The organism is Streptomyces sp. NPDC048504 (assembly GCF_043200035.1).
Classification (GTDB): domain Bacteria; phylum Actinomycetota; class Actinomycetes; order Streptomycetales; family Streptomycetaceae; genus Streptomyces.
In genome coordinates this window covers 95,251-117,452 of the sequence record NZ_JBICXA010000026.1, presented here as the reverse complement: position 1 = coordinate 117,452, position 22,202 = coordinate 95,251, and the positions used below count along the sequence as shown (strand labels likewise).

21 protein-coding genes are annotated in these 22,202 nt (G+C 70.0%); 20 read left to right on the top strand and 1 reads right to left on the bottom strand.

The genetic code is table 11. The features are described 5' to 3' along the window. Nucleotides 1–160 precede the first annotated feature (160 nt). The 20 genes from ACGFY9_RS45545 (at nucleotide 161) to ACGFY9_RS45450 (ending at nucleotide 21,310) form a co-directional block, all read left to right on the top strand. The gene (locus ACGFY9_RS45545) at nucleotides 161–1,945 is read left to right on the top strand and encodes a DUF5941 domain-containing protein (protein WP_393764509.1); all 1,785 of its coding nucleotides are present in this window, start codon (nucleotides 161–163) and stop codon (nucleotides 1,943–1,945) included. Then, nucleotides 1,942–2,694 (top strand): sugar phosphate nucleotidyltransferase, encoded by a 753-nt coding sequence (locus tag ACGFY9_RS45540; RefSeq protein WP_093630371.1) that lies wholly within the window; start codon nucleotides 1,942–1,944, stop codon nucleotides 2,692–2,694. Before ACGFY9_RS45545 ends, ACGFY9_RS45540 begins: the two co-directional genes overlap by 4 nt. Next, the gene (locus ACGFY9_RS45535) at nucleotides 2,682–3,743 is read left to right on the top strand and encodes an iron-containing alcohol dehydrogenase family protein (RefSeq protein WP_393764507.1); all 1,062 of its coding nucleotides are present in this window, start codon (nucleotides 2,682–2,684) and stop codon (nucleotides 3,741–3,743) included. Before ACGFY9_RS45540 ends, ACGFY9_RS45535 begins: the two co-directional genes overlap by 13 nt. Further along, the gene (locus ACGFY9_RS45530) at nucleotides 3,721–4,500 is read left to right on the top strand and encodes a CDP-alcohol phosphatidyltransferase family protein (protein ID WP_393764505.1); all 780 of its coding nucleotides are present in this window, start codon (nucleotides 3,721–3,723) and stop codon (nucleotides 4,498–4,500) included. The genes ACGFY9_RS45535 and ACGFY9_RS45530 overlap by 23 nt, the downstream gene beginning before the upstream one ends. A 5-nt stretch (nucleotides 4,501–4,505) precedes the next feature. Beyond that, a complete protein-coding gene (locus ACGFY9_RS45525) occupies nucleotides 4,506–5,378 on the top strand; it encodes a glycosyltransferase family 2 protein (RefSeq protein WP_393764555.1) in 873 nt (290 codons plus the stop codon). A 152-nt stretch (nucleotides 5,379–5,530) separates the two neighbouring features. After that, nucleotides 5,531–6,460, top strand: coding sequence for an ABC transporter permease (locus ACGFY9_RS45520; protein WP_393764503.1), 930 nt, complete (start codon nucleotides 5,531–5,533; stop codon nucleotides 6,458–6,460). Further along, a complete protein-coding gene (locus ACGFY9_RS45515) occupies nucleotides 6,453–7,244 on the top strand; it encodes an ABC transporter ATP-binding protein (RefSeq protein ID WP_328676206.1) in 792 nt (263 codons plus the stop codon). Before ACGFY9_RS45520 ends, ACGFY9_RS45515 begins: the two co-directional genes overlap by 8 nt. 386 nt (nucleotides 7,245–7,630) lie before the next feature. After that, entirely contained in the window at nucleotides 7,631–8,533 is a 903-nt protein-coding gene (hpnC, locus tag ACGFY9_RS45510; protein ID WP_393764501.1) for a squalene synthase HpnC, read from the top strand. Next, a complete protein-coding gene (gene hpnD / locus ACGFY9_RS45505) occupies nucleotides 8,530–9,480 on the top strand; it encodes a presqualene diphosphate synthase HpnD (RefSeq protein WP_393764499.1) in 951 nt (316 codons plus the stop codon). The genes hpnC and hpnD overlap by 4 nt, the downstream gene beginning before the upstream one ends. Continuing rightward, the gene (locus tag ACGFY9_RS45500) at nucleotides 9,480–9,620 is read left to right on the top strand and encodes a DUF6380 family protein (RefSeq protein ID WP_393764497.1); all 141 of its coding nucleotides are present in this window, start codon (nucleotides 9,480–9,482) and stop codon (nucleotides 9,618–9,620) included. The genes hpnD and ACGFY9_RS45500 overlap by 1 nt, the downstream gene beginning before the upstream one ends. Continuing rightward, on the top strand, nucleotides 9,617–11,047 hold the full coding sequence (gene hpnE, locus ACGFY9_RS45495; RefSeq protein WP_393764495.1) for a hydroxysqualene dehydroxylase HpnE: 1,431 nt from the start codon (nucleotides 9,617–9,619) through the stop codon (nucleotides 11,045–11,047). Before ACGFY9_RS45500 ends, hpnE begins: the two co-directional genes overlap by 4 nt. After that, nucleotides 11,047–12,177, top strand: coding sequence for a polyprenyl synthetase family protein (locus tag ACGFY9_RS45490; protein WP_393764493.1), 1,131 nt, complete (start codon nucleotides 11,047–11,049; stop codon nucleotides 12,175–12,177). Before hpnE ends, ACGFY9_RS45490 begins: the two co-directional genes overlap by 1 nt. A gap of 112 nt (nucleotides 12,178–12,289) precedes the next feature. Further along, nucleotides 12,290–14,296 carry a squalene--hopene cyclase gene (shc, locus tag ACGFY9_RS45485; protein ID WP_393764491.1) on the top strand — a complete coding sequence of 669 codons (2,007 nt, stop codon included), beginning with the start codon at nucleotides 12,290–12,292 and terminating at the stop codon, nucleotides 14,294–14,296. Next, nucleotides 14,296–14,937 carry a 1-hydroxy-2-methyl-2-butenyl 4-diphosphate reductase gene (locus ACGFY9_RS45480; protein ID WP_393764490.1) on the top strand — a complete coding sequence of 214 codons (642 nt, stop codon included), beginning with the start codon at nucleotides 14,296–14,298 and terminating at the stop codon, nucleotides 14,935–14,937. The genes shc and ACGFY9_RS45480 overlap by 1 nt, the downstream gene beginning before the upstream one ends. A 5-nt stretch (nucleotides 14,938–14,942) precedes the next feature. Then, a complete protein-coding gene (gene hpnH, locus ACGFY9_RS45475; RefSeq protein WP_033281750.1) occupies nucleotides 14,943–15,965 on the top strand; it encodes an adenosyl-hopene transferase HpnH in 1,023 nt (340 codons plus the stop codon). 4 nt (nucleotides 15,966–15,969) lie between these two features. Continuing rightward, nucleotides 15,970–17,127, top strand: coding sequence for a flavodoxin-dependent (E)-4-hydroxy-3-methylbut-2-enyl-diphosphate synthase (gene ispG, locus ACGFY9_RS45470; RefSeq protein ID WP_393764489.1), 1,158 nt, complete (start codon nucleotides 15,970–15,972; stop codon nucleotides 17,125–17,127). Between the two features lie 27 nt (nucleotides 17,128–17,154). Further along, nucleotides 17,155–19,062, top strand: a complete 1,908-nt coding sequence (dxs, locus tag ACGFY9_RS45465) for a 1-deoxy-D-xylulose-5-phosphate synthase (RefSeq protein ID WP_393764487.1) — start codon at nucleotides 17,155–17,157, stop codon at nucleotides 19,060–19,062. Continuing rightward, complete coding sequence (locus ACGFY9_RS45460; RefSeq protein ID WP_393764485.1) at nucleotides 19,059–20,444, top strand: aspartate aminotransferase family protein; 1,386 nt, start codon at nucleotides 19,059–19,061, stop codon at nucleotides 20,442–20,444. The genes dxs and ACGFY9_RS45460 overlap by 4 nt, the downstream gene beginning before the upstream one ends. Before the next feature lie 111 nt (nucleotides 20,445–20,555). Further along, the gene (locus ACGFY9_RS45455) at nucleotides 20,556–21,188 is read left to right on the top strand and encodes a helix-turn-helix domain-containing protein (protein ID WP_393764483.1); all 633 of its coding nucleotides are present in this window, start codon (nucleotides 20,556–20,558) and stop codon (nucleotides 21,186–21,188) included. Beyond that, nucleotides 21,185–21,310, top strand: a complete 126-nt coding sequence (locus ACGFY9_RS45450; protein WP_393764481.1) for a DUF6126 family protein — start codon at nucleotides 21,185–21,187, stop codon at nucleotides 21,308–21,310. The genes ACGFY9_RS45455 and ACGFY9_RS45450 overlap by 4 nt, the downstream gene beginning before the upstream one ends. 32 nt (nucleotides 21,311–21,342) lie before the next feature. Here ACGFY9_RS45450 and ACGFY9_RS45445 read toward each other — a convergent pair whose 3' ends face one another. Further along, complete coding sequence (locus tag ACGFY9_RS45445; protein ID WP_393764479.1) at nucleotides 21,343–22,140, bottom strand: tyrosine-protein phosphatase; 798 nt, start codon at nucleotides 22,138–22,140, stop codon at nucleotides 21,343–21,345. Nucleotides 22,141–22,202 lie beyond the last annotated feature (62 nt).

Genomic DNA, 22,202 nt, shown 5'->3' with positions numbered 1-22,202 from the left:
CGCCGGCAGACCCTGTTGATCAGGCCATGAACGGCCGGTGAACACGGGCTTGAGAGCATCCGATAGCCTCTGCCGACATGCCGCCCGGGTGCCACCCGAAGGGCGCCACCACCATGCACATGACCGGCGCCCAAGCGTCGGACCCAGGGAGTGAGTTCGGTTGCCGACCGCCATCCTCACCGGTCAGCCGGTCCCCGGATCGTCGATCGAGGGCGACCTGCGGTCGCTCGGCTTCGACGTCCGGACCGCCGCCGACACCACCGAGGCGGAGACGCTCCTCGCGGCGGTCCCCGGTGACCAGCGGGTCGCCGTCGTGGACGCCCGCTTCGTGGGCCACCCGCACGCGCTGCGCCTCGGCCTCACCGACCCCCGCTTCCCGCTCGCCGCGGTACCGGGCGCCGTCACCGCGCAGCCGGCCGGCCGCCAGGCCCTGACCCGCGCGGTGGCCCGCGAGCACTCGGCCGGCGGCGGCACGACCCTCCTCGACAGCCTCGCCGACCGTGTCGTCACCGCCCTCGACACCGACGGCTGCCCCGTGCACCGCCCCGAGCTGGGCAGCCTCGTCGCCACGGTCCCCACCGACCCGCAGGCCCGCAACGAGGCACGCCAGGCCGTCGCCGCCGTCGACGACGAGGCCGTACGCCTGAAGTCGGCCGTGAAGTCCCGCGACGGCTTCTTCACCACCCACTTCATCAGCCCGTACTCCCGCTACATCGCGCGCTGGTGCGCCCGCCGCGGCCTCACCCCGAACCAGGTCACCACCGCCTCCCTGCTCACCGCGCTCATCGCGGCGGGCAGCGCGGCCACCGGCACCCGCGGCGGTTACGTCGTGGCCGGCGTGCTGCTCCTCTGCTCCTTCGTCCTCGACTGCGTCGACGGACAGATCGCCCGCTACGCCCTGCAGTACTCGACGCTCGGCGCCTGGCTCGACGCCACCTTCGACCGCGCCAAGGAGTACGCCTACTACGCCGGCCTCGCGCTCGGAGCGGCCCGGGGCGGCGACGACGTATGGGCGCTCGCGCTCGGCGCGATGATCCTGCAGACCTGCCGGCACGTCGTGGACTTCTCCTTCAACGAGGCCAACCACGACGCCACCGCCAACACCAGCCCCACCGCCGCCCTCTCCGACAAGCTCGACAGCGTCGGCTGGACGGTCTGGGTGCGCCGGATGATAGTGCTGCCCATCGGCGAACGATGGGCGATGATCGCCGTCCTCACGGCCGCGACGACCCCCCGCATCACCTTCTACGTCCTCCTCGTCGGCTGCGCCTTCGCGGCGACGTACACGACGGCCGGCCGGGTGCTGCGCTCGCTGACCCGCAAGGCGCGGCGCACGGACCGGGCGGCACAGGCGCTGGCGGACCTGGCGGACAACGGGCCGATCGCGTCGTTCGTGGCCCGCGTGAGCCCCGCCCGCCTGGGTGCGCCGTTCCTGATCGCGCTCGCCGGTACGGCGGTTCTCGTGGCGGCCCTCTTCTCCGGGGTCACCTGGGCCCCCGTGGCGGGCGCCGCCGTCTACGCGATCACCGCCGGCCAGGCCTTGTCCCGCCCTCTCAAGGGCGCCCTCGACTGGCTGGTCCCCCCGCTCTTCCGGGGGGCCGAATACTGCACCGTCCTCATCCTCGCGGCCAAAGCGGAGGTAAACGGAGCACTTCCAGCGGCTTTCGGCCTGGTGGCCGCCGTCGCCTACCATCACTACGACACGGTGTACCGCATCCGCGGCAACGCCGGGGCGTCCCCGGCCTGGCTGGTGCGCGCCATCGGGGGGCATGAAGGGCGGACGCTGCTCGTCACCGTTCTCGCCGCCGCGCTCACCGCGTCGCAGTTCACGGTCGCGCTCACGGCGGTTGCCGTGGCCGTGGCCCTGCTGGTGCTCGTCGAGAGCATCCGCTTCTGGGTGTCCGCAGGGGCGCCCGCCGTACACGATGAAGGAGAACCCGCATGATCGGCCTCGTGCTGGCGGCCGGCGCCGGACGGCGTCTGCGCCCCTACACCGACAGCCTTCCCAAGGCTCTGGTGCCGGTGGGGCCCGCGGGCATAGAGGGCGAGCCGACGGTCCTGGACCTGACGCTCGGCAACTTCGCCGAGATCGGTCTGACCGAGGTCGCGATCATCGTCGGCTACCGCAAGGAAGCCGTGTACGAGCGCAAGGCGGCCCTTGAGGCGAAGTACGGCCTCAAGCTCACCCTCATCGACAACGACAAGGCCGAGGAGTGGAACAATGCCTACTCCCTGTGGTGCGGACGCGACGCCCTCAAGGACGGCGTGATCCTCGCCAACGGCGACACCGTCCACCCGGTCTCCGTGGAGAAGACACTGCTCGCTGCTCGCGGCGACGGCAAGCGGATCATCCTCGCCCTCGACACCGTCAAGTCCCTCGCGGACGAGGAGATGAAGGTCGTCGTCGACCCCGCCAAGGGCATGACGAAGATCACCAAGCTGATGGATCCCGCCGAGGCGACCGGTGAGTACATCGGCGTGACCCTCATCGAGGGCGACGCCACCCCCGAACTGGCCGACGCGCTCAAGACCGTGTGGGAGACCGACCCGCAGCAGTTCTACGAGCACGGCTACCAGGAGCTCGTGAACCGCGGCTTCCGGATCGACGTGGCCCCGATCGGCGACGTCAGGTGGGTCGAGATCGACAACCACGACGATCTGGCCAAGGGGCGGGAGATCGCGTGCCTGTACTAACCCGGCTGATCCCCTCGCCCGTCGTCGTGGACATCCGCCCGGGTGCCCTCGACGACCTGGGCTGCGTCCTCGCCGACCAACGCATCTCGCACTCCGGCCGGCTCGCCGTCGCGGTCAGCGGGGGCTCCGGCGCCCGGCTGCGCGCACGCCTGGAACCGAGTCTGCCCGGCGCCACTTGGTACGAGGTCGGCGGCGGCACCCTCGACGACGCGATCCGGCTGGCCGGCGACATGAAGGCCGGCCGTTACGACGCGGTCGTGGGCCTCGGCGGCGGCAAGATCATCGACTGCGCCAAGTTCGCCGCGGCGCGCATCGGCCTGCCGCTGGTCGCCGTACCGACGAACCTCGCGCACGACGGCCTGTGCTCGCCGGTCGCGACCCTCGACAACGACGCGGGCCGCGGCTCCTACGGCGTGCCGAACCCGATCGCGGTCGTCATCGACCTCGACGTGATCCGCGAGGCACCGGTCCGCTTCGTGCGGGCGGGCATCGGGGACGCCATCTCCAACATCTCCGCAATCGCGGACTGGGAGCTCGCGAACCGCGTCAAGGGCGAGCAGATCGACGGTCTGGCCGCGGCCATGGCACGGCAGGCCGGCGAGGCCGTCCTGCGGCACCCGGGCGGGGTCGGCGACAACGCCTTCCTCCAGGTGCTCGCCGAGGCGCTCGTCCTCAGCGGTATCGCCATGTCGGTGTCGGGCGACTCCCGCCCGTCCTCCGGCGCCTGCCACGAGATCAACCACGCCTTCGACCTGCTCTTCCCCAAACGCGCGGCCGCCCACGGCGAGCAGTGCGGACTGGGCGCGGCCTTCGCGATGTACCTGCGCGGAGCCCACGAGGAATCGGCGTACATGGCCGAGGTACTGCGCCGGCACGGACTGCCCGTGCTGCCGGAGGAGATCGGCTTCACGGTGGACGAGTTCGTCCGCGCCGTGGAGTTCGCTCCGGAGACCCGCCCCGGCCGCTACACGATCCTCGAACACCTCGACCTGAAAACCGACCAGATCAAGGACATCTACGCCGACTATGTCAAGGCCATCGGTAGCTGAACTCCGTCCCGTCGTCCACCCCGCAGGGGTGAAGGACCGGCGCAGCGGTGAGCACTGGATGGGACGCCTCTACATGCGTGAGGTGTCCCTGCGGGTGGACCGCTACCTGGTGAACACCAGGGTCTCGCCCAACCAGCTCACGTACCTGATGACCGTCTTCGGTGTGCTCGCGGCCCCGGCGCTGCTGGTGCCGGGGATCACGGGCGCCGTTCTCGGCGTGGTGTGCGTGCAGATGTATCTGCTGCTGGACTGCGTCGACGGCGAGATCGCCCGCTGGCGCAAGCAGTACTCCCTCGCCGGGGTCTACCTCGACCGCGTCGGCGCCTACCTGACCGACGCCGCCGTGCTCGTCGGCTTCGGGCTGCGCGCCGCCGACCTGTGGGGCAGCAGCCGTATCGACTGGCTGTGGGCCTTCCTTGGCACGCTGGCCGCGCTCGGCGCGATCCTGATCAAGGCCGAGACGGACCTGGTCGGGGTGGCCCGCCACCAGACCGGCAAGGCACCGGTCCAGGAGTCCGCGGCCGAGATGCGCTCCTCCGGGATGGCACTGGCCCGCCGGGCCGCCGCCGCCTTCAAGTTCCACCGGCTCATCCTCGGCATCGAGGCGTCCCTGCTGATCCTGGTCCTCGCGATCGTGGACCAGGTCCGCGGCGACCTGTTCTACTCGCGGCTCGGCGTCGCCGTACTGGCCGGCATCGCGCTGCTCCAGACCCTGCTGCACCTGGTGTCGATCCTCGCGTCGAGCAGGCTGAAGTGAGCGGCATGAAGGTCGGCGCGGTGATCATCACCATGGGCAACCGCCCCGACGAACTGCGGGCGCTGCTCGACTCGGTCGCCAAGCAGGACGGCGACCGGGTCGAGGCGGTGGTCGTCGGCAACGGCTCGCCCGTGCCGGACGTCCCCGAGGGCGTCCGGACCATAGAACTGCCCGAGAACCTCGGCATCCCCGGTGGCCGCAACATCGGCCTGGAGGCCTTCGGGCCCGGCGGTCGCGATGTCGACATAGTGATGTTCCTCGACGACGACGGGCTCCTCGCCCAGCACGACACCGCCGAGCTGTGCCGGCAGGCCTTCGCCGCCGACCCCCGGCTCGGCATCATCAGCTTCCGCATCGCCGACCCGGACACCGGCGTCACCCAGCGCCGCCACGTCCCCAGGCTGCGCGCCTCCGACCCGATGCGCTCCTCCCAGGTCACCACCTTCCTCGGCGGCGCCAACGCCGTCCGCACGAAGGTCTTCGCCGAGGTCGGCGCACTCCCGGACGAGTTCTTCTACGCCCACGAGGAGACCGACCTTGCCTGGCGGGCCCTCGACGCCGGCTGGATGATCGACTACCGGTCCGACATGGTGCTGTACCACCCGACGACCGCGCCCTCGCGTCACGCGGTCTACCACCGCATGGTCGCCCGCAACCGGGTCTGGCTGGCCCGCCGCAACCTCCCCGCACCCCTCGTCCCCGTCTACCTCGGCGTGTGGCTGCTGCTCACCCTCCTGCGCCGCCCCTCGCGCCCGGCGCTTCAGGCCTGGTTCGGCGGGTTCAAGGAGGGCTGGACCACGCCGTGCGGACCGCGCCGGCCCATGCGGTGGCGTACGGTGTGGCGCCTGACCCGGCTGGGCCGTCCTCCGGTCATCTGACAAGCTCGGGGTGCGCGTCCCGCGCGCGGGACGCGCGGCCGACCCCCTCGAAACGTATCCGGCGGCGGATACGTGTCAGTTCCTGTAGCAGAATTCCGTAAGACGAACGCAAGACAGTCGTAAGACGAATCCGAAAATGAAGGCATCCACCCTTGAGTGAGACAACGCATGACGGCGGAGTCGCGGTGAGCCCGCGTCCGTCGCCCGACGAAGGCCTCACGGCGGCACAACTGTCCGCCAAGTACGGGCTGACGGTGAGCGGTGCCCGCCCCGGACTCGCCGAGTACGTCCGCCAGCTCTGGGGACGCCGGCACTTCATCCTCGCCTTCTCCCAGGCGAAGCTGACGGCCCAGTACAGCCAGGCGAAGCTCGGCCAGCTCTGGCAGGTGGCCACGCCGCTGCTGAACGCGGCCGTGTACTTCTTCATCTTCGGCGTCATCCTGAAGGCCAGCCGGGGCATGTCCCGCGACGTGTACATCCCGTTCCTGGTCACGGGCGTCTTCGTGTTCACCTTCACGCAGAGCTCGATCATGGCGGGCGTCCGCGCGATCTCCGGCAACCTCGGCCTGGTGCGCGCGCTGCACTTCCCGCGCGCGTCGCTGCCGATCTCCTTCGCGCTGCAACAGCTCCAGCAGCTGCTGTTCTCGATGCTCGTGCTGTTCATCATCGTCGTCGGCTTCGGCAGCTACCCGAGCCTGTCCTGGCTGCTGATCTTCCCGGTCCTGCTGCTGCAGTTCCTCTTCAACACCGGGCTCGCGCTGATCGTGGCGCGGATGGGCGCCAAGACCCCGGACCTCGCCCAGCTGATGCCGTTCATCCTGCGTACCTGGATGTACACCTCGGGCGTCATGTTCTCCATCACCAGCATCCTGGAGGGCCGCTCCGAGCTGTTCATCCGCATCCTGCAGGTGAACCCGGCCGCCATCTACATGGACCTGATGCGCTTCGCGCTCATCGACGGCTACGGCTCCTCGAACCTGCCGCCGCACGTGTGGGCCATCGCCACCTTCTGGGCCGTGGTCCTGTTCGCCGGCGGCTTCGTGTACTTCTGGCAGGCGGAGGAGAGGTACGGCCGTGGCTGAGCAGAACGTCGAGCGGACCCCCCAGGATCTGGTCCCCACCGTCATCGCGGACGAGCTGCACATCGTCTACCGCGTGCACGGCGCCAAGACCGGCAAGGGCAGCGCCACCTCCGCCCTCAGCCGCATAGTCAAGCGCGGCGAGGAGCGCGGGGTGCGCAAGGTGCACGCCGTCAAGGGCGTCTCCTTCGTCGCCTACCGCGGCGAGGCCGTCGGCCTGATCGGCTCGAACGGCTCCGGCAAGTCGACCCTGCTGCGGGCCATCGCCGGCCTGCTCCCGGCCGAGAAGGGCCGGGTCTACACCAACGGCCAGCCCTCGCTGCTGGGCGTGAACGCGGCCCTGATGAACGACCTCACCGGCGAGCGGAACGTCATCCTGGGCGGGCTCGCCATGGGCATGTCCCGCGAGCAGGTCAGGGAGCGCTACCAGGAGATCGTCGACTTCTCCGGCATCAATGAGAAGGGCGACTTCATCACCCTCCCGATGCGCACCTACTCCTCCGGCATGGCGGCCCGGCTGCGCTTCTCCATCGCGGCGGCGAAGGACCACGACGTCCTGATGATCGACGAGGCGCTGGCCACCGGCGACCGCAAGTTCCAGGTCCGCTCCGAGGAGCGCATCCGCGAGCTGCGCAAGTCCGCGGGCACGGTGTTTCTCGTCAGTCACAACAACAAGTCGATCCGTGACACCTGCGACCGGGTGCTGTGGCTGGAACGCGGCGAACTCCGGATGGACGGACCGACCGACGAGGTCCTCAAGGAGTACGAGAAGTTCACGGGCAAGTAGTCCACTCGCACAGGGGCGCAAAAGCCCAGAACGCTTCACCGAGCCCCGCCGGAACTGCTCCGGCGGGGCTCCGCGTCTGCAAAGGAAACGTCAACTCGGCCCGCCCCAAGGAATCTTGACGCCAATCGGTGTGTTGTTGTGATGTGCAGGACACCCCGAGGAAGCTCGCTGCGTTGTACAACGTAAGCTGTACCGGTGCCGAATAGCGGCAAGTGGGGCGATAATGCGCGACACCCTTCTGCGGGTATCTGTGCGGACGACTGGGCGGCGTGTCCGAAATAGTGTGTATTGGGTCGGCAGTGTAGAACGGGAGATGTGACGGCAATGGCTACGGAAACTCCCCAGCTCACCGAAGCATGCGCCGTCCCCGCCCCTGGCAGTGAGCGGTGACGGGAACCGGCCCAGCCGGCACCGGTGATCCGGAGCGCGGCACACTCGACAAGGCCGCGGGTGAGAACTTCCCCGTGGCGCCGTTCTTCCTGCCCAAGGCCTGGCGCACCGATCTCATGGCGGTGTACGGATTCGCCCGCCTCGTCGACGATATCGGCGACGGCGACCTGGCCCCCGGCGGCGCCGACGCCCGCCTCCTCGGCGTGCCGCCCGCGGACGCCGAGGACCGCCTGCTCCTCCTCGACGCCTTCGAGGCCGATCTGCACCGCGTCTTCGACGGCACCCCGGGTCACCCCCTGCTGCGCCGCCTCCAGCCGACCGTCCGCCGGTGCGCGCTGACCCCCGAGCCCTTCCTCGGCCTGATCGCCGCGAACCGCCAGGACCAGCTCGTCACGCGCTACGAGACCTACGACGATCTCCTCGCCTACTGCGAACTGTCCGCCAACCCGGTCGGCCGCCTGGTCCTCGGCGTCACCGGCACCGAGACCCCCGAGCGGGTCCGGCTGTCCGACGCGATCTGTACCGCACTTCAGATCGTCGAACACCTGCAGGACGTGGCCGAGGACCTCGGCCGCGACCGCATCTACCTGCCCGCCCAGGACATGAAGCGCTTTCACGTCCAGGAAACGGATCTCGCCACGCCCTCCGCGGGCGCATCGGTGCGCGCACTGGTTGCATACGAAGCAGAACGCGCCCGCGATCTCCTGAATGAAGGCGCCCCCCTGGTGGGTAGCGTCCACGGCAGACTGAAGCTGCTGCTCGCGGGGTTCGTGGCGGGGGGAAGGGCGGCGATCCGAGCGATCGTCGCCGCTGAATACGACGTACTTCCCGGCCCGCCCAAACCCGGCAAGATCCAGTTGCTGCGTGAGGTGGGCGTGACTCTGCGAGGAGAGGGGTGATCCGCAGCGTGGAGTCTGCACCGCATATGTCCGCACCGGTACTCGCCGCCTACAGCTACTGCGAGGCCGTCACCGGTCAGCAGGCACGTAACTTCGCGTACGGCATCAGACTGCTGCCGACGCCCAAGCGCCGCGCGATGTCGGCGCTGTACGCGTTCTCCCGGCGCGTCGACGACATCGGCGACGGCACCCTGCCGACCGACGTGAAGTCGGCACGCCTGGAGGACACCCGGGCGCTGCTCACCCGGGTCCGCGAGGGCAAGGTCGAGGAGGACGACACCGACCCGGTCGCGGTCGCCCTCGCGCACACGGCCGAGGCCTTCCCGGTCCCGCTCGACGGCCTGGACGAGCTCATCGACGGCGTCCTGCTGGACGTCCGCGGCGAGACCTACGAGACCTGGGACGACCTGAAGGTCTACTGCCGGTGTGTCGCGGGCGCGATCGGGCGGCTCTCGCTCGGCGTGTTCGGCACCGAGCCGGGCGCGCGCGGTGTGGAACGCGCCTCGGAGTACGCCGACACGCTGGGGCTCGCGCTCCAGCTCACCAACATCCTCAGAGACGTCCGCGAGGACGCCGAGAACGGCCGTACCTATCTGCCCGCCGACGACCTCGCGAAATTCGGCTGCTCGGCCGGGTTCGACGGGCCGACGCCGCCGGAGGGCTCCGACTTCGCGGGTCTCGTGCACTTCGAGGTGCGCCGGGCCCGCACTCTTTTCGCCGAGGGCTACCGGCTGCTCCCCATGCTCGACCGCCGCAGCGGCGCCTGCGTCGCCGCCATGGCCGGCATCTACCGCCGCCTGCTGGACCGCATCGAGCGCGAGCCGGAGGCCGTCCTGCGCGGCCGCGTCTCCCTGCCCGGCCGCGAGAAGGCCTACGTCGCCGTGCGCGGCCTGTCCGGTCTGGACGCCCGGCACGTCACGCGGCGGACCCTCAGGAGGCGCACCTGATGGACAAAGTGGGCCAAGGAGACGCCACCGGAGAAAAGCGGCAGGCAACCCTCCGGTGCGAAGCGGCGTCCCTGACTGCAACGGTCTGCCGTGGCTGGTTCGAGCGCCGCGGTGGGCGCGCAGGGGGGAGTGCACGATGAGCGACGGGACGCAGCCCGACGGGCTGCCCGCCGGGCCGGCGACAGCACCGGCCGGACGGCATGCCGTCGTGATCGGCGGCGGCCTCGCGGGCATCACCACCGCGCTCGCCCTCGCCGACGCCGGTGTCCGCGTCACCCTGCTCGAAGGCCGCCCGCGCCTGGGCGGACTCGCCTTCTCCTTCCAGCGCGGCGACCTCACCGTCGACAACGGCCAGCACGTGTATCTGCGCTGCTGCACCGCCTACCGCTGGTTCCTCGACCGCATCGACGGCGCGGCGCTGGCTCCGCTGCAGGATCGTCTCGACGTGCCCGTACTCGACGTCAACCGCCCCGAGGGGCGCCGCCTCGGCAGGCTGCGGCGCGACCCGCTGCCCGTGCCGCTGCATCTGGGGCGCAGCCTCGCGACGTACCCGCATCTCTCGTTCGCGGAGCGCGCCAGAGTAGGGCGTGCCGCGCTCGCGCTCAAAGGGCTCGACCTCGCCGATCCGGCCCTGGACGCGCAGAACTTCGGCAGCTGGCTGACCGCGCACGGTCAGTCGGCGCGTGCCGTCGAGGCACTGTGGGACCTGGTCGGGGTCGCCACCCTCAACGCGGTCGCGGGCGACTCCTCGCTCGCTCTCGCCGCGATGGTGTTCAAGACCGGTCTGCTCTCCGACCCGGGCGCGGCCGACATCGGCTGGGCACACGTCCCGCTGGGCGAACTGCACGACCGGCTCGCCCGCAAGGCGCTCGACTCCGCGGGCGTGCGCACCGAAGTCCGTACACGCGTCACCTCCATCTCTACAGACGAGAACGGCCGTTGGAGCGTTCACTGTCCCGGCGAGACTCTTGAGGCCGACACCGTCGTACTCGCCGTACCGCAGCGCGAGGCCCACGATCTGCTGCCCGACGGCGCCCTCGACGACCCCGGGCGGCTGCTCGCGATCGACACCGCGCCGATCCTCAACGTCCATGTCGTCTACGACCGCAAGGTGCTCGCCCGCCCGTTCTTCGCGGCGCTGGGCACCCCGGTGCAATGGGTGTTCGACCGGACCGACGCGTCGGGGCTGAAGGGCGGCCAGTACCTGGCGCTGTCCCAGTCCGCCGTGCACGACGAGATCGACGCGCCCGTGGCCGAGCTGCGGGAGCGCTACCTGCCCGAGCTGGAGCGGCTGCTGCCCGGTGCGCGCGGCGCCGAGGTGAAGGACTTCTTCGTGACCAGGGAGCGCACGGCGACGTTCGCTCCCGCCCCCGGCGTCGGACGGCTGCGGCCCGGCGCCCGCACCAAGGCCCCCGGCCTGTACCTGGCCGGAGCGTGGACCGCCACAGGGTGGCCCGCGACCATGGAGAGTGCGGTCCGCAGTGGGGTGAGCGCGGCGGACGCCGCACTCACCGCCCTGGGCCGGCCCCGCCCCCGTCACCTCTTCGAAGTCGAGGAGGCGGCGTGATGCTCGATCAGCAGGCGGCAGGCGACCCCCGTACCTCCGGTACCGCGACAAGAGGAGAGACTGTGCCCACTGTGCCCCCGGCCGAGACGGCTGCCGACGCGGTGGACGTGTCCGCGCTCCTGGAGCGCGGCCGGACCCTTGCCACACCGGTACTGCGGGCGGCCGTGGACCGCCTGGCTCCCCCCATGGACACCGTTTCCGCCTACCACTTCGGCTGGATCGACGCCGAGGGCAACCCGGCGGCCGGCGACGGCGGCAAGGCCGTACGCCCCGCGCTCGCCGTGCTCTCCGCCGAGGTCACCGGAGCCTCGCCCGAGACCGGCATCCCCGGCGCCGTCGCCGTCGAACTGGTCCACAACTTCTCGCTGCTGCACGACGACCTGATGGACGGCGACGAGCAGCGCCGGCACCGCGACACCGTGTGGAAGGTGCACGGCCCCTCCCAGGCCATCCTCGTCGGCGACGCCCTGTTCGCGCTCGCCAACGAGGTCCTGCTGGAGCTAGGCACCGTCGAGGCCGGCCGCGCCACCCGCCGCCTCACCACCGCGACCCGCGCCCTCATCGACGGCCAGGCGCAGGACATCTCCTACGAGCACCGCGACCGCGTCAGCGTCGAGGAGTGCCTGGAGATGGAGGGCAACAAGACCGGCGCCCTGCTCGCCTGCGCCTCCTCCATCGGGGCCGTGCTCGGCGGTGCGGACGACCGCACCGCCGACGTCCTGGAGAAGTACGGCCACCATCTCGGCCTGGCCTTCCAGGCCGTCGACGACCTCCTCGGCATCTGGGGCGACCCGGAGGCCACCGGGAAGCAGACCTGGAGCGATCTGCGCCAGCGCAAGAAGTCCCTGCCCGTGGTGGCGGCGCTCGCGGCGGGCGGACCCGCCTCCGAGCGGCTCGGCGAGATCCTCGCCGCCGACGCCAAGAGCAGCGACTTCGAGAACTTCTCCGAGGAGGAGTTCGCGGCCCGTGCCGCGCTCATCGAGGAGGCGGGCGGCCGCGAGTGGACCGCCGAAGAGGCACGCCGTCAGCACACCATCGCCATCGAGGTCCTCGACGCCATCGACATGCCCGACCGGGTTCGGGCGCAGTTCACGGCGCTCGCCGACTTCGTCGTCGTACGAAAGAGATGATCACTATCGGTCGAATAGCCCTCGCGTAGTCGCCGGCCGGTGCTGCGAAGATACGAGCACCGGCCGACGGCGGACCCACAGCAGAGACATGCCACTGCACGAAGGGGAAGCCATGACAGCGACGACCGACGGAAGCACCGGGGCCATGCCTCCCCGTGTTGCCGCGGCCAGCGAAACCGACATCAACACCCCCGTGGCGGCCGGGGTGCACGACGCCGCCGTACGCTCGGTCCAACGCGCCACCGACTTCCTCCTCTCGCAGCAGGACGCCCAGGGCTGGTGGAAGGGTGACCTGGAGACGAACGTCACCATGGACGCCGAGGATCTGCTGCTCCGTCAGTTCCTGGGCATCCGCGACGAGTCGACGACCCAGGCCGCCGCACTCTTCATCCGCGGCGAGCAGCGCGAGGACGGCACCTGGGCCAGCTTCTACGGCGGACCCGGTGAACTCTCCACCACCATCGAGGCGTACGTCGCGCTGCGCCTGGCCGGGGACGCGCCGGACGCCCCGCACATGGCGAAGGCGTCCGCGTGGATCCGGGAGCGGGGCGGGATCGCCGCGGCCCGGGTCTTCACCCGGATCTGGCTCGCCCTGTTCGGCTGGTGGAAGTGGGACGACCTTCCCGAACTCCCGCCGGAACTCATCTACTTCCCCACCTGGGTACCCCTCAACATCTACGACTTCGGATGCTGGGCCCGGCAGACCATCGTGCCGCTGACGGTGGTCTCCGCGAAGCGGCCGGTACGGCCCGCGCCCTTCCCGCTCGACGAACTCCACACCGACGCGGACAACCCGAACCCGGTCAAGCCGCTTGCCCCGGTGGCGAGTTGGGACGGCGCCTTCGAACGGCTCGACAAGGCGCTGCACCTCTACCGCAAGGTGGCCCCGCGCAAGCTGCGCGGCTCCGCGATGAAGTCGGCCGCGCGCTGGATCATCGAGCGGCAGGAGAACGACGGCTGCTGGGGCGGCATCCAGCCGCCGGCCGTGTACTCGGTGATCGCCCTGCATCTGCTCGGCTACGACCTCGAACACCCCGTGATGCGCGCGGGACTTGAATCGCTCGACCGGTTCGCGGTCTGGCGCGAGGACGGGGCCCGGATGATCGAGGCCTGCCAGTCCCCGGTGTGGGACACCTGTCTCGCGACCATCGCGCTCGCCGACGCGGGCGTGCCCGCCGACCACCCCCAACTGGTCAAGGCGGCCGACTGGATGCTCGGGGAGGAGATCGTCCGCCCCGGCGACTGGGCGGTCAAGCGGCCCCAACTGCCGCCCGGCGGCTGGGCGTTCGAGTTCCACAACGACAACTACCCCGACATCGACGACACCGCCGAGGTCGTGCTCGCGCTGCGCCGGGTCAGACATCACGACCCGGAGCGCCTGGACCGGGCCGCCGGACGCGCGGTCCGCTGGAACCTCGGAATGCAGTCGAAGAACGGCGGTTGGGGCGCCTTCGACGTCGACAACACCAGCCCCTTCCCCAACCGGCTGCCGTTCTGCGACTTCGGCGAGGTCATCGACCCGCCGTCGGCGGACGTCACCGCGCACGTCGTCGAGATGCTCGCCGTCGAGGGCCTCGCCCACGACCCGCGCACCCGGCGCGGCATCGAGTGGCTGCTCGCCGAACAGGAGCCGGACGGCTCGTGGTTCGGCCGCTGGGGCGTCAACTACGTCTACGGCACAGGGTCGGTGGTGCCTGCCCTCGCCGCGGCCGGGATCCCCGGCTCGCACCCGGCGATCCGGCGCGCGGTCACCTGGCTCGAAGCCGTGCAGAACGACGACGGCGGCTGGGGCGAGGACCTGCGCTCCTACAAGTACGCCAAGGAATGGAGCGGCCGGGGCGCCTCCACCGCCTCGCAGACGGCCTGGGCGCTGATGGCCCTGCTCGCGGCGGGAGAGCGCGACTCCAAGGCCGTAGAACGCGGCATCGAATGGCTCGCGACGACCCAGCGGGAGGACGGGTCCTGGGACGAGCCCTACTTCACCGGCACGGGCTTCCCGTGGGACTTCTCCATCAACTACCACCTCTACCGGCAGGTCTTCCCGCTCACCGCGCTCGGGCGCTACGTGCACGGAGAACCGTTCTCCCAGACCTCGTTCTCCCCGGCCAAGGGGGGCTGATGGGCAGACAGTCCGCCGGACCGCCGCTGCTGATCGCCTGCGCGCTCGGCATCGAGCGCCTCGCCCTGCGCGCAGGCGACCGCTCCGGCGCCGACGGACCGGTCACCTTCCTCAGGACGGGGATGGGGCCCCAGGCGGCCGAGGAGGCCGTCACACGGCGCCTCGCCGACCCGGCGCTGGCCGAGGCCGCCGTACTGGCCACGGGCTTCTGCGCCGGACTCGCCCCCGGTATGCACCCCGGCGACCTGGTGGTCGCCGAGGAGACCAGACAGGCGCGCGGAACCGTTCCGTGCGTCGGTACCGAGCTGCTCGTCAAGGAACTGGTGCGGGCCCTGCCCGGCCGCACCGTCCACACCGGCCCCCTGACCGGCTCCGATCATCTCGTCCGCGGTCAGGAACGGCCGGATCTGCTCGCGACCGGCGCGATCGCGGTCGACATGGAGTCGGCGGTCACGCTGCTGAGCGCCGTGCGTACGGGCGCGCGCCCGGTTGCGGCCGTACGGGTGGTCGTGGACGCTCCTGAACATGAACTCGTCCGGATCGGCACGGTGCGCGGTGGAATATCGGCTTTCCGCGTTCTTCGATCCGTTCTTCCCGCTTTTTTCGAATGGCACCGTTCTTTGCTGCTCCCCCGGAGGTGAGCCAGATGGCCATGCCGCTGCGCCAGACAATCAAGGTCGCTACATACTTGGCTGAACAGAAGCTCCGCAAGCGGGACAAGTTCCCCCTGATCGTGGAGCTGGAACCTCTCTTCGCATGCAACCTGAAGTGCGAGGGCTGCGGCAAGATCCAGCACCCGGCGGGCGTGCTCAAGCAGCGCATGCCGGTGGCGCAGGCCGTCGGGGCGGTGCTCGAATCCGGTGCGCCGATGGTGTCCATCGCGGGCGGCGAGCCCCTGATGCATCCTCAGATCGACGAGATCGTGCGGCAGTTGGTGGCGAAGAAGAAGTACGTCTTCCTCTGCACCAACGCCATGCTGCTGCGCAAGAAGCTGGACAAGTTCACGCCCTCCCCGTACTTCGCCTTCGCGGTGCACATCGACGGGCTGCGCGAGCGGCACGACGAGTCCGTCGCGAAGGAGGGGGTGTTCGACGAGGCGGTGGAGGCGATGAAGGAGGCCAAGAAGCGCGGCTTCCGGGTCACCACCAACTCCACCTTCTTCAACACCGACACCCCGCAGACCATCATCGAGGTCCTGAACTTCCTCAACGACGACATCAAGGTCGACGAGATGATGATCTCGCCCGCCTACGCCTACGAGAAGGCGCCCGACCAGGAGCACTTCCTGGGTGTCGCGCAGACCCACGAGCTGTTCAAGAAGGCCTTCGCGGGCGGCAACCGCAGGAAGTGGCGGCTCAACCACTCCCCGCTCTTCCTGGACTTCCTGGAGGGCAAGGTCGACTTCCCGTGCACGGCCTGGGCGATCCCGAACTACTCGCTCTTCGGCTGGCAGCGCCCCTGCTACCTGATGAGCGACGGGTACGTCCCGACGTACCGGGAGCTGATCGAGGACACCGACTGGGACAAGTACGGCCGCGGCAAGGACCCGCGCTGCGCCAACTGCATGGCGCACTGCGGCTACGAGCCCACCGCCGTCCTCGCCACCATGGGCTCCCTCAAGGAGTCCCTGCGGGCCATGCGCGAGACCGTCGCAGGAAACCGCGACTGACGCCATGACCGCAGTGTCCCTGGGCGTCCCCGAGATGCCGGTCCGGCCGATCGCCGAGCGACGTGTGTCGCGGCAGATCCAGGTCGGGCCGGTGGCGGTCGGGGGCGGGGCCCCCGTCTCGGTCCAGTCGATGACCACGACCCGTACGTCGGACATCGGCGCCACCCTCCAGCAGATCGCCGAACTCACCGCGTCCGGCTGCCAGATCGTCCGCGTCGCCTGTCCCACACAGGACGACGCGGACGCGCTGGCGACCATCGCCCGCAAGTCGCAGATCCCGGTGATCGCCGACATCCACTTCCAGCCCAAGTACGTGTTCGCCGCAATTGAGGCCGGCTGTGCGGCAGTTCGCGTCAATCCCGGCAACATCAAGCAGTTCGACGACAAGGTCAAGGAGATCGCTCGGGCCGCGAAGGACCACGGCACGCCGATCCGGATCGGAGTCAACGCCGGTTCCCTGGACCGCCGTCTGCTCCAGAAGTACGGCAAGGCGACGCCCGAGGCGCTCGTCGAGTCGGCCCTGTGGGAGGCGTCCCTCTTCGAGGAGCACGGCTTCCGCGACATCAAGATCTCCGTCAAGCACAACGACCCCGTGGTGATGGTCAACGCCTACCGGCAGCTGGCCGCGCAGAGCGACTATCCGCTGCACCTCGGGGTCACAGAGGCCGGGCCCGCCTTCCAGGGCACGATCAAGTCGGCGGTCGCCTTCGGGGCGCTGCTCAGCGAGGGCATCGGCGACACGATCCGGGTGTCGCTGTCCGCCCCGCCGGTGGAGGAGGTCAAGGTCGGCCTCCAGATCCTGGAGTCGCTGAACCTCAAACCCCGCCGACTGGAGATCGTGTCGTGCCCGTCCTGCGGGCGCGCCCAGGTGGACGTCTACAAGCTCGCCGACGAGGTCACGGCAGGGCTTGAGGGCATGGAGGTGCCGTTGCGCGTCGCGGTCATGGGCTGCGTCGTCAACGGACCCGGTGAGGCGCGGGAGGCGGACCTCGGGGTTGCCTCCGGCAACGGCAAGGGTCAGATCTTCGTCAAGGGCGAGGTCATCAAGACCGTGCCCGAGTCGAAGATCGTGGAGACCCTCATCGAGGAGGCGATGAAGATCGCCGAACAGATGGAGCAGGACGGCGTCGCGGCGGGGGAGCCGGCCGTCACCGTGAGCTGAAACAGCACGGACCGAAGGGGGCCCGACGTGACGATCCTGGAGAGCATCCGGCAACCACGCGACCTGAAGTCGCTGTCCGAGGCGGAACTCGGCGAACTGTCCGAAGAAATAAGGGAGTTCCTGGTCCACGCGGTGGCCAGGACCGGCGGACACCTCGGACCCAACCTGGGAGTGGTGGAACTGACCATCGCGCTCCACCGGGTCTTCGAGTCTCCAACCGACCGCATCCTGTGGGACACCGGCCACCAGAGCTACGTACACAAGATCTTGACGGGTCGTCAGGACTTCTCGAAGCTGCGCAGCAAGGGCGGGCTGTCCGGCTACCCCTCGCGCGAGGAGTCCGAGCACGACGTCATCGAGAACAGCCACGCCTCCACCGCGCTCGGCTGGGCCGACGGCCTCGCCAAGGCCCGCCAGGTGCAGGGGGAGAAGGGCCATGTCGTCGCGGTCATCGGCGACGGCGCGCTCACCGGCGGCATGGCGTGGGAGGCGCTGAACAACATCGCCGCCGCCAAGGACCGGCCGCTGATCATCGTCGTCAACGACAACGAGCGGTCCTACTCGCCCACCATCGGCGGCCTCGCCAACCACCTGGCCACCCTGCGCACGACCGACAGCTACGAGCAGGTCCTCGCCTGGGGAAAGAGCGTCCTGCTGCGCACCCCGGTCGTCGGCAACACGGTCTACGAGTCGCTGCACGGCGCGAAGAAGGGCTTCAAGGACGCGTTCGCGCCGCAGGGCATGTTCGAGGACCTGGGCCTCAAGTACGTCGGCCCGATCGACGGACACGACATCGGCGCCGTCGAGTCCGCACTGCGCCGGGCGAAACGCTTCCACGGCCCGGTCCTCGTCCACTGCCTCACGGAGAAGGGCCGCGGCTACGAACCCGCCCTCGCCCACGAGGAGGACCACTTCCACACCGTCGGCGTGATGGACCCGCTCACCTGCGAGCCCCTCGTGCCCTCCAACGGCCCTTCCTGGACCAGCGTGTTCGGCGACGAGATCCTGCGCATCGGGGAGGAACGGGACGACGTCGTGGCCATCACGGCGGCCATGCTGCACCCGGTCGGCCTCGGCAAGTTCGCCGCGAAGTTCCCCGACCGGGTGTGGGACGTCGGCATCGCCGAGCAGCACGCGGCCGTGTCGGCGGCGGGCCTGGCGACCGGCGGTCTGCATCCCGTCGTCGCCGTCTACGCCACCTTCCTCAACCGCGCCTTCGACCAGCTCCTGATGGACGTGGCGTTGCACCGCTGCGGGGTGACGTTCGTCCTGGACCGCGCCGGGGTGACCGGAGTTGACGGAGCGTCACACAACGGCATGTGGGACATGTCCATCCTGCAAGTGGTGCCGGGTCTTCGCATCGCCGCGCCACGTGACGCCGACCAACTCCGGGCGCAGCTACGGGAAGCGGTCGCCGTCGACGACGCGCCGACCCTCGTCCGCTTCCCGAAGGAGTCGGTCGGACCGGAGATCCCCGCGATCGACCGCGTGGGCGGCCTCGACGTCCTGCACCGGGGCGCTGAGACCCCCGAGGTACTGCTCGTCGCCGTGGGCGTGATGGCGCCCGTCTGCCTCCAGGCCGCCGAACTCCTCGAAGCCCGCGGCATCAACTGCACGGTCGTGGACCCCCGTTGGGTCAAACCCGTCGACCCGGTGCTCCCCGGCCTCGCCGCGGAGCACCGGCTGGTGGCCGTCGTCGAGGACAACAGCCGTGCCTCCGGCGTCGGCGCCGCCGTGGCGCTGGCGCTCGGGGATGCCGAAGTCGACGTCCCCGTACGGCGGTTCGGCATCCCGGAGCAGTTCCTCGCGCATGCCAAACGCGGGGAGGTGCTCGCCGACATCGGCCTCACACCCGTCGAGGTCGCCGGACGGATCAGCGCAAGCCTGGCGGTCAAGGACACGAACGCCGGCACAGCCAAGGAGAAACCCGAATGACCAAGGAGTTCGACCTCACCGCGCTCTTGGCCGAGCGCGGAGCCGAGCGCTACGAGCTGCACACCAAGTACCTCAACCACCAGCTCCCGCGCGTGCTGCACACCATCGGCTTCGACAAGGTCTACGAGCGGGGCGAGGGCGCCTACTTCTGGGACGCCGACGGCAACGACTACCTCGACATGCTCGCCGGGTTCGGGGTGATGGGCCTGGGCCGCCACCACCCCGTCGTCCGCAAGGCGGTGCACGACGTCCTCGACGCCCAGCTCGCCGACCTCACCCGCTTCGACTGCCAGCCGCTGCCCGGCCTGCTCGCCGAGCAACTCCTCACCCACAGCCCGCACCTGGACCGGGTGTTCTTCGGCAACAGCGGTACGGAGGCGGTCGAGACCGCGCTCAAGTTCGCCCGGTACGCCACCGGGAAACCCCGCGTCCTGTACTGCGACCACGCCTTCCACGGCCTGACCACCGGCTCGCTCTCGGTCAACGGCGAGGACGGCTTCCGGGACGGCTTCGCCCCGCTGCTGCCGGACACGGCCGTACCGCTCGGCGATCTCGACGCCCTGGCACGGGAGTTGAAGAAGGGCGACGTCGCCGCCCTCGTCGTCGAACCGATCCAGGGCAAGGGCGTGCACGAGGCCCCGCCCGGCTATCTGCGCTCGGCGCAGGAACTCCTGCACCAGCACAAGGCCTTGCTCATCGCCGACGAGGTACAGACCGGCCTCGGCCGGACCGGCGACTTCTACGCCTACCAGCACGAGGAGGGCGTGGAGCCGGACCTGGTGTGCGTGGCCAAGGCGTTGTCCGGCGGATATGTGCCGGTCGGCGCGACCCTCGGCAAGGACTGGATCTTCAAGAAGGTCTACTCGTCCATGGACCGCGTCCTGGTCCACTCGGCGAGCTTCGGGTCCAACGCGCAGGCCATGGTCGCCGGGCTCGCCGTCCTGTCGGTCATGGAGAACGAGCAGGTCGTCGCCAACGCCCGTGCCACCGGGGAGCAGTTGAGGTCCCGACTCGCCGCGTTGGTCGACAAGTACGAGCTGCTCGCCGACGTCCGCGGGCGGGGCCTGATGATCGGCATCGAGTTCGGCAGGCCCAAGTCGCTGAAGCTGCGCAGCCGTTGGACCATGTTGCAGGCAGCGCGCAAGGGCCTGTTCGCGCAGATGGTGGTCGTACCGCTGCTTCAGCGGCACCGGATCCTGACCCAGGTCTCCGGCGACCACCTGGAGGTCATCAAACTCATCCCACCGCTGATCATCGGCGAGCGTGAGGTGGACCGGTTCGTGGACGCCTTCACCGCCGTGATGGACGACGCGCACAGCGGTGGCGGGCTGATGTGGGACTTCAGCAAGACGCTCGTGAAGCAGGCGGTGGCGAACCGGTAGCGGTGGCCAACCGGTAGGGGTTTCTGCCGTGCGCCGTGGGTGAGCGCCGGGCCTTTTGCCTCCGAGGCAAGAGATTTGCCTCGGAGACAAGCCTGCGGCTGAATGGAGAGCATGAGCTCTCCCGAGACCGAGCCGGAACCGGCGGCCGGGCCGGTCGAAGACCTGCCGGCCACCGTCGCACCACAGCTCCGGGCCCTCCGTCGCCGCGCCTCCCTCACGCTGGAGGTCGCCGCCCGCTCGGCCGGACTCTCGCCCGCCCATCTCTCCCGTCTGGAGACCGGGCAGCGCCAGCCCTCGCTGCCGATGCTGCTCGCGCTCGCCCGCATCTACGGTACGACAGTCTCCGATCTGCTCGGTGAGACGGTCACCGACCGGGAGGCCGTAGTCCGCGCCGCCGACATGGAACCGACCCGGGCGGGCGGCTGGACCTACTGGCAGGCAGGCGCCCCCGGCCGCGGGATGCAGTCGCTGCGCGTGCGCATCCCGCACGGCTCCCAGGGCGACATCGTGCGCGTGCACCCCGGCGAGGAGTGGCTGTACGTCCTCAATGGGCGGCTGCGCCTGCGCCTGGGCGACACCGCGCACCTCCTCGCGCCGGGCGACAGCGCGCACTTCGACTCGCTCACCCCGCACCGCCTCGCGGCCGCCGACGAGGACGGCGTCGAGGTCCTGTTCGTCCACACCCTGCTGCAGAGCCCCACGGCCACCCTGTGCCTGGGCCCGATCACCGGAGAGACGCCATGAGCGGCAACAACATCGAGGACAAGTTCCCCCGTGCCCTGTGGGTGCGGCTCATCATCTACATCGCCGTCGGCCACATCTTCGCGGGCTTCATCTACCTGCTGTTCTCCGTGGGCGCCAAGTAACCTGCCGCGACGGCCGGTTCACCGGGTCCGGTTCAGTCGAGCAGGCGTTCGCGCAGCCGCTCCCGGATCTCCGGGGTGATCCCCAGTCCCTGTTCCAGGTAGGCGTCCACGCTGCCCCAGGTCTCCTCGACGGTCTCGAAGGCCGCCGTCAGATACTCGGCGCGGGCGTCGAAGAGGGGGCTGAGGAGCTCCATCACCTCGGGGGAGTAGGCCGAGGCGGAGGGGCCGCTGCGGCGCACCTTGTAGCGGCGGTGCTTCGCGTTCGACTCCAGGTAGTCGGTCACGATCGCCTCGCGCTCCACGCCCACGGCGAGCAGCGTCACGGCTATCGACAGGCCGGCGCGGTCCTTGCCCGCCGCGCAGTGCATCAGCGCGGGGACGCTGTCCTCCGCGAGCGAGCGCAGTACCTGGGAGTGCTCGGCGGTGCGCTCCTTGATGATCGTGCGGTACGAGGCGATCATCCGGTTCGCGCCCTTGTCGCCGCCGAGGATTTCGCGCAGCTGGTCCATCTCGCCGTCGCGGACCATCTTCCAGAACTCGGAGCCGTCCGCCGGGTCGCTCAGCGGCAGATTCACATTGCGTACGCCGGGCAGCTCGACATCGGGGCCCTCCAGCTTCTGGTCCGACGCGTTGCGGAAGTCGAAGATCGTGTGCAGGCCCAGCGAGTCGAGGAACGCGGCGTCCTCCTCGGTCGCGTGCGCGAGGTGGCCGCTGCGGAACAGCACCCCGTGCCGCACCCGTCGTCCGTCCACGGTCGGAAGCCCGCCCACGTCCCGGAAATTGCGCACTCCGGACAATTCCGGCTCGGTCGACGGAATCTGCTGCGTCACGAGGACTCCTCCCACTCGGCCCGACGGCGCGGCTCACCGGCGGGCACGTTCCCGACGATACG

Excerpts from the sequence above, each read along its gene's own strand:
- ACGFY9_RS45540 (WP_093630371.1), top strand. The coding sequence starts at position 1,942 with ATGATCGGCCTCGTGCTGGCGGCCGGCGCCGGACGGCGTCTGCGCCCC.
- ACGFY9_RS45530 (WP_393764505.1), top strand. The coding sequence starts at position 3,721 with ATGTCAAGGCCATCGGTAGCTGAACTCCGTCCCGTCGTCCACCCCGCA.
- ACGFY9_RS45525 (WP_393764555.1), top strand. The coding sequence starts at position 4,506 with ATGAAGGTCGGCGCGGTGATCATCACCATGGGCAACCGCCCCGACGAA.
- ACGFY9_RS45500 (WP_393764497.1), top strand. The coding sequence starts at position 9,480 with ATGGACAAAGTGGGCCAAGGAGACGCCACCGGAGAAAAGCGGCAGGCA.
- hpnE (WP_393764495.1), top strand. The coding sequence starts at position 9,617 with ATGAGCGACGGGACGCAGCCCGACGGGCTGCCCGCCGGGCCGGCGACA.
- ACGFY9_RS45490 (WP_393764493.1), top strand. The coding sequence starts at position 11,047 with ATGCTCGATCAGCAGGCGGCAGGCGACCCCCGTACCTCCGGTACCGCG.
- shc (WP_393764491.1), top strand. The coding sequence starts at position 12,290 with ATGACAGCGACGACCGACGGAAGCACCGGGGCCATGCCTCCCCGTGTT.
- ACGFY9_RS45480 (WP_393764490.1), top strand. The coding sequence starts at position 14,296 with ATGGGCAGACAGTCCGCCGGACCGCCGCTGCTGATCGCCTGCGCGCTC.
- hpnH (WP_033281750.1), top strand. The coding sequence starts at position 14,943 with ATGGCCATGCCGCTGCGCCAGACAATCAAGGTCGCTACATACTTGGCT.
- ispG (WP_393764489.1), top strand. The coding sequence starts at position 15,970 with ATGACCGCAGTGTCCCTGGGCGTCCCCGAGATGCCGGTCCGGCCGATC.
- ACGFY9_RS45460 (WP_393764485.1), top strand. The coding sequence starts at position 19,059 with ATGACCAAGGAGTTCGACCTCACCGCGCTCTTGGCCGAGCGCGGAGCC.
- ACGFY9_RS45455 (WP_393764483.1), top strand. The coding sequence starts at position 20,556 with ATGAGCTCTCCCGAGACCGAGCCGGAACCGGCGGCCGGGCCGGTCGAA.
- ACGFY9_RS45450 (WP_393764481.1), top strand. The coding sequence starts at position 21,185 with ATGAGCGGCAACAACATCGAGGACAAGTTCCCCCGTGCCCTGTGGGTG.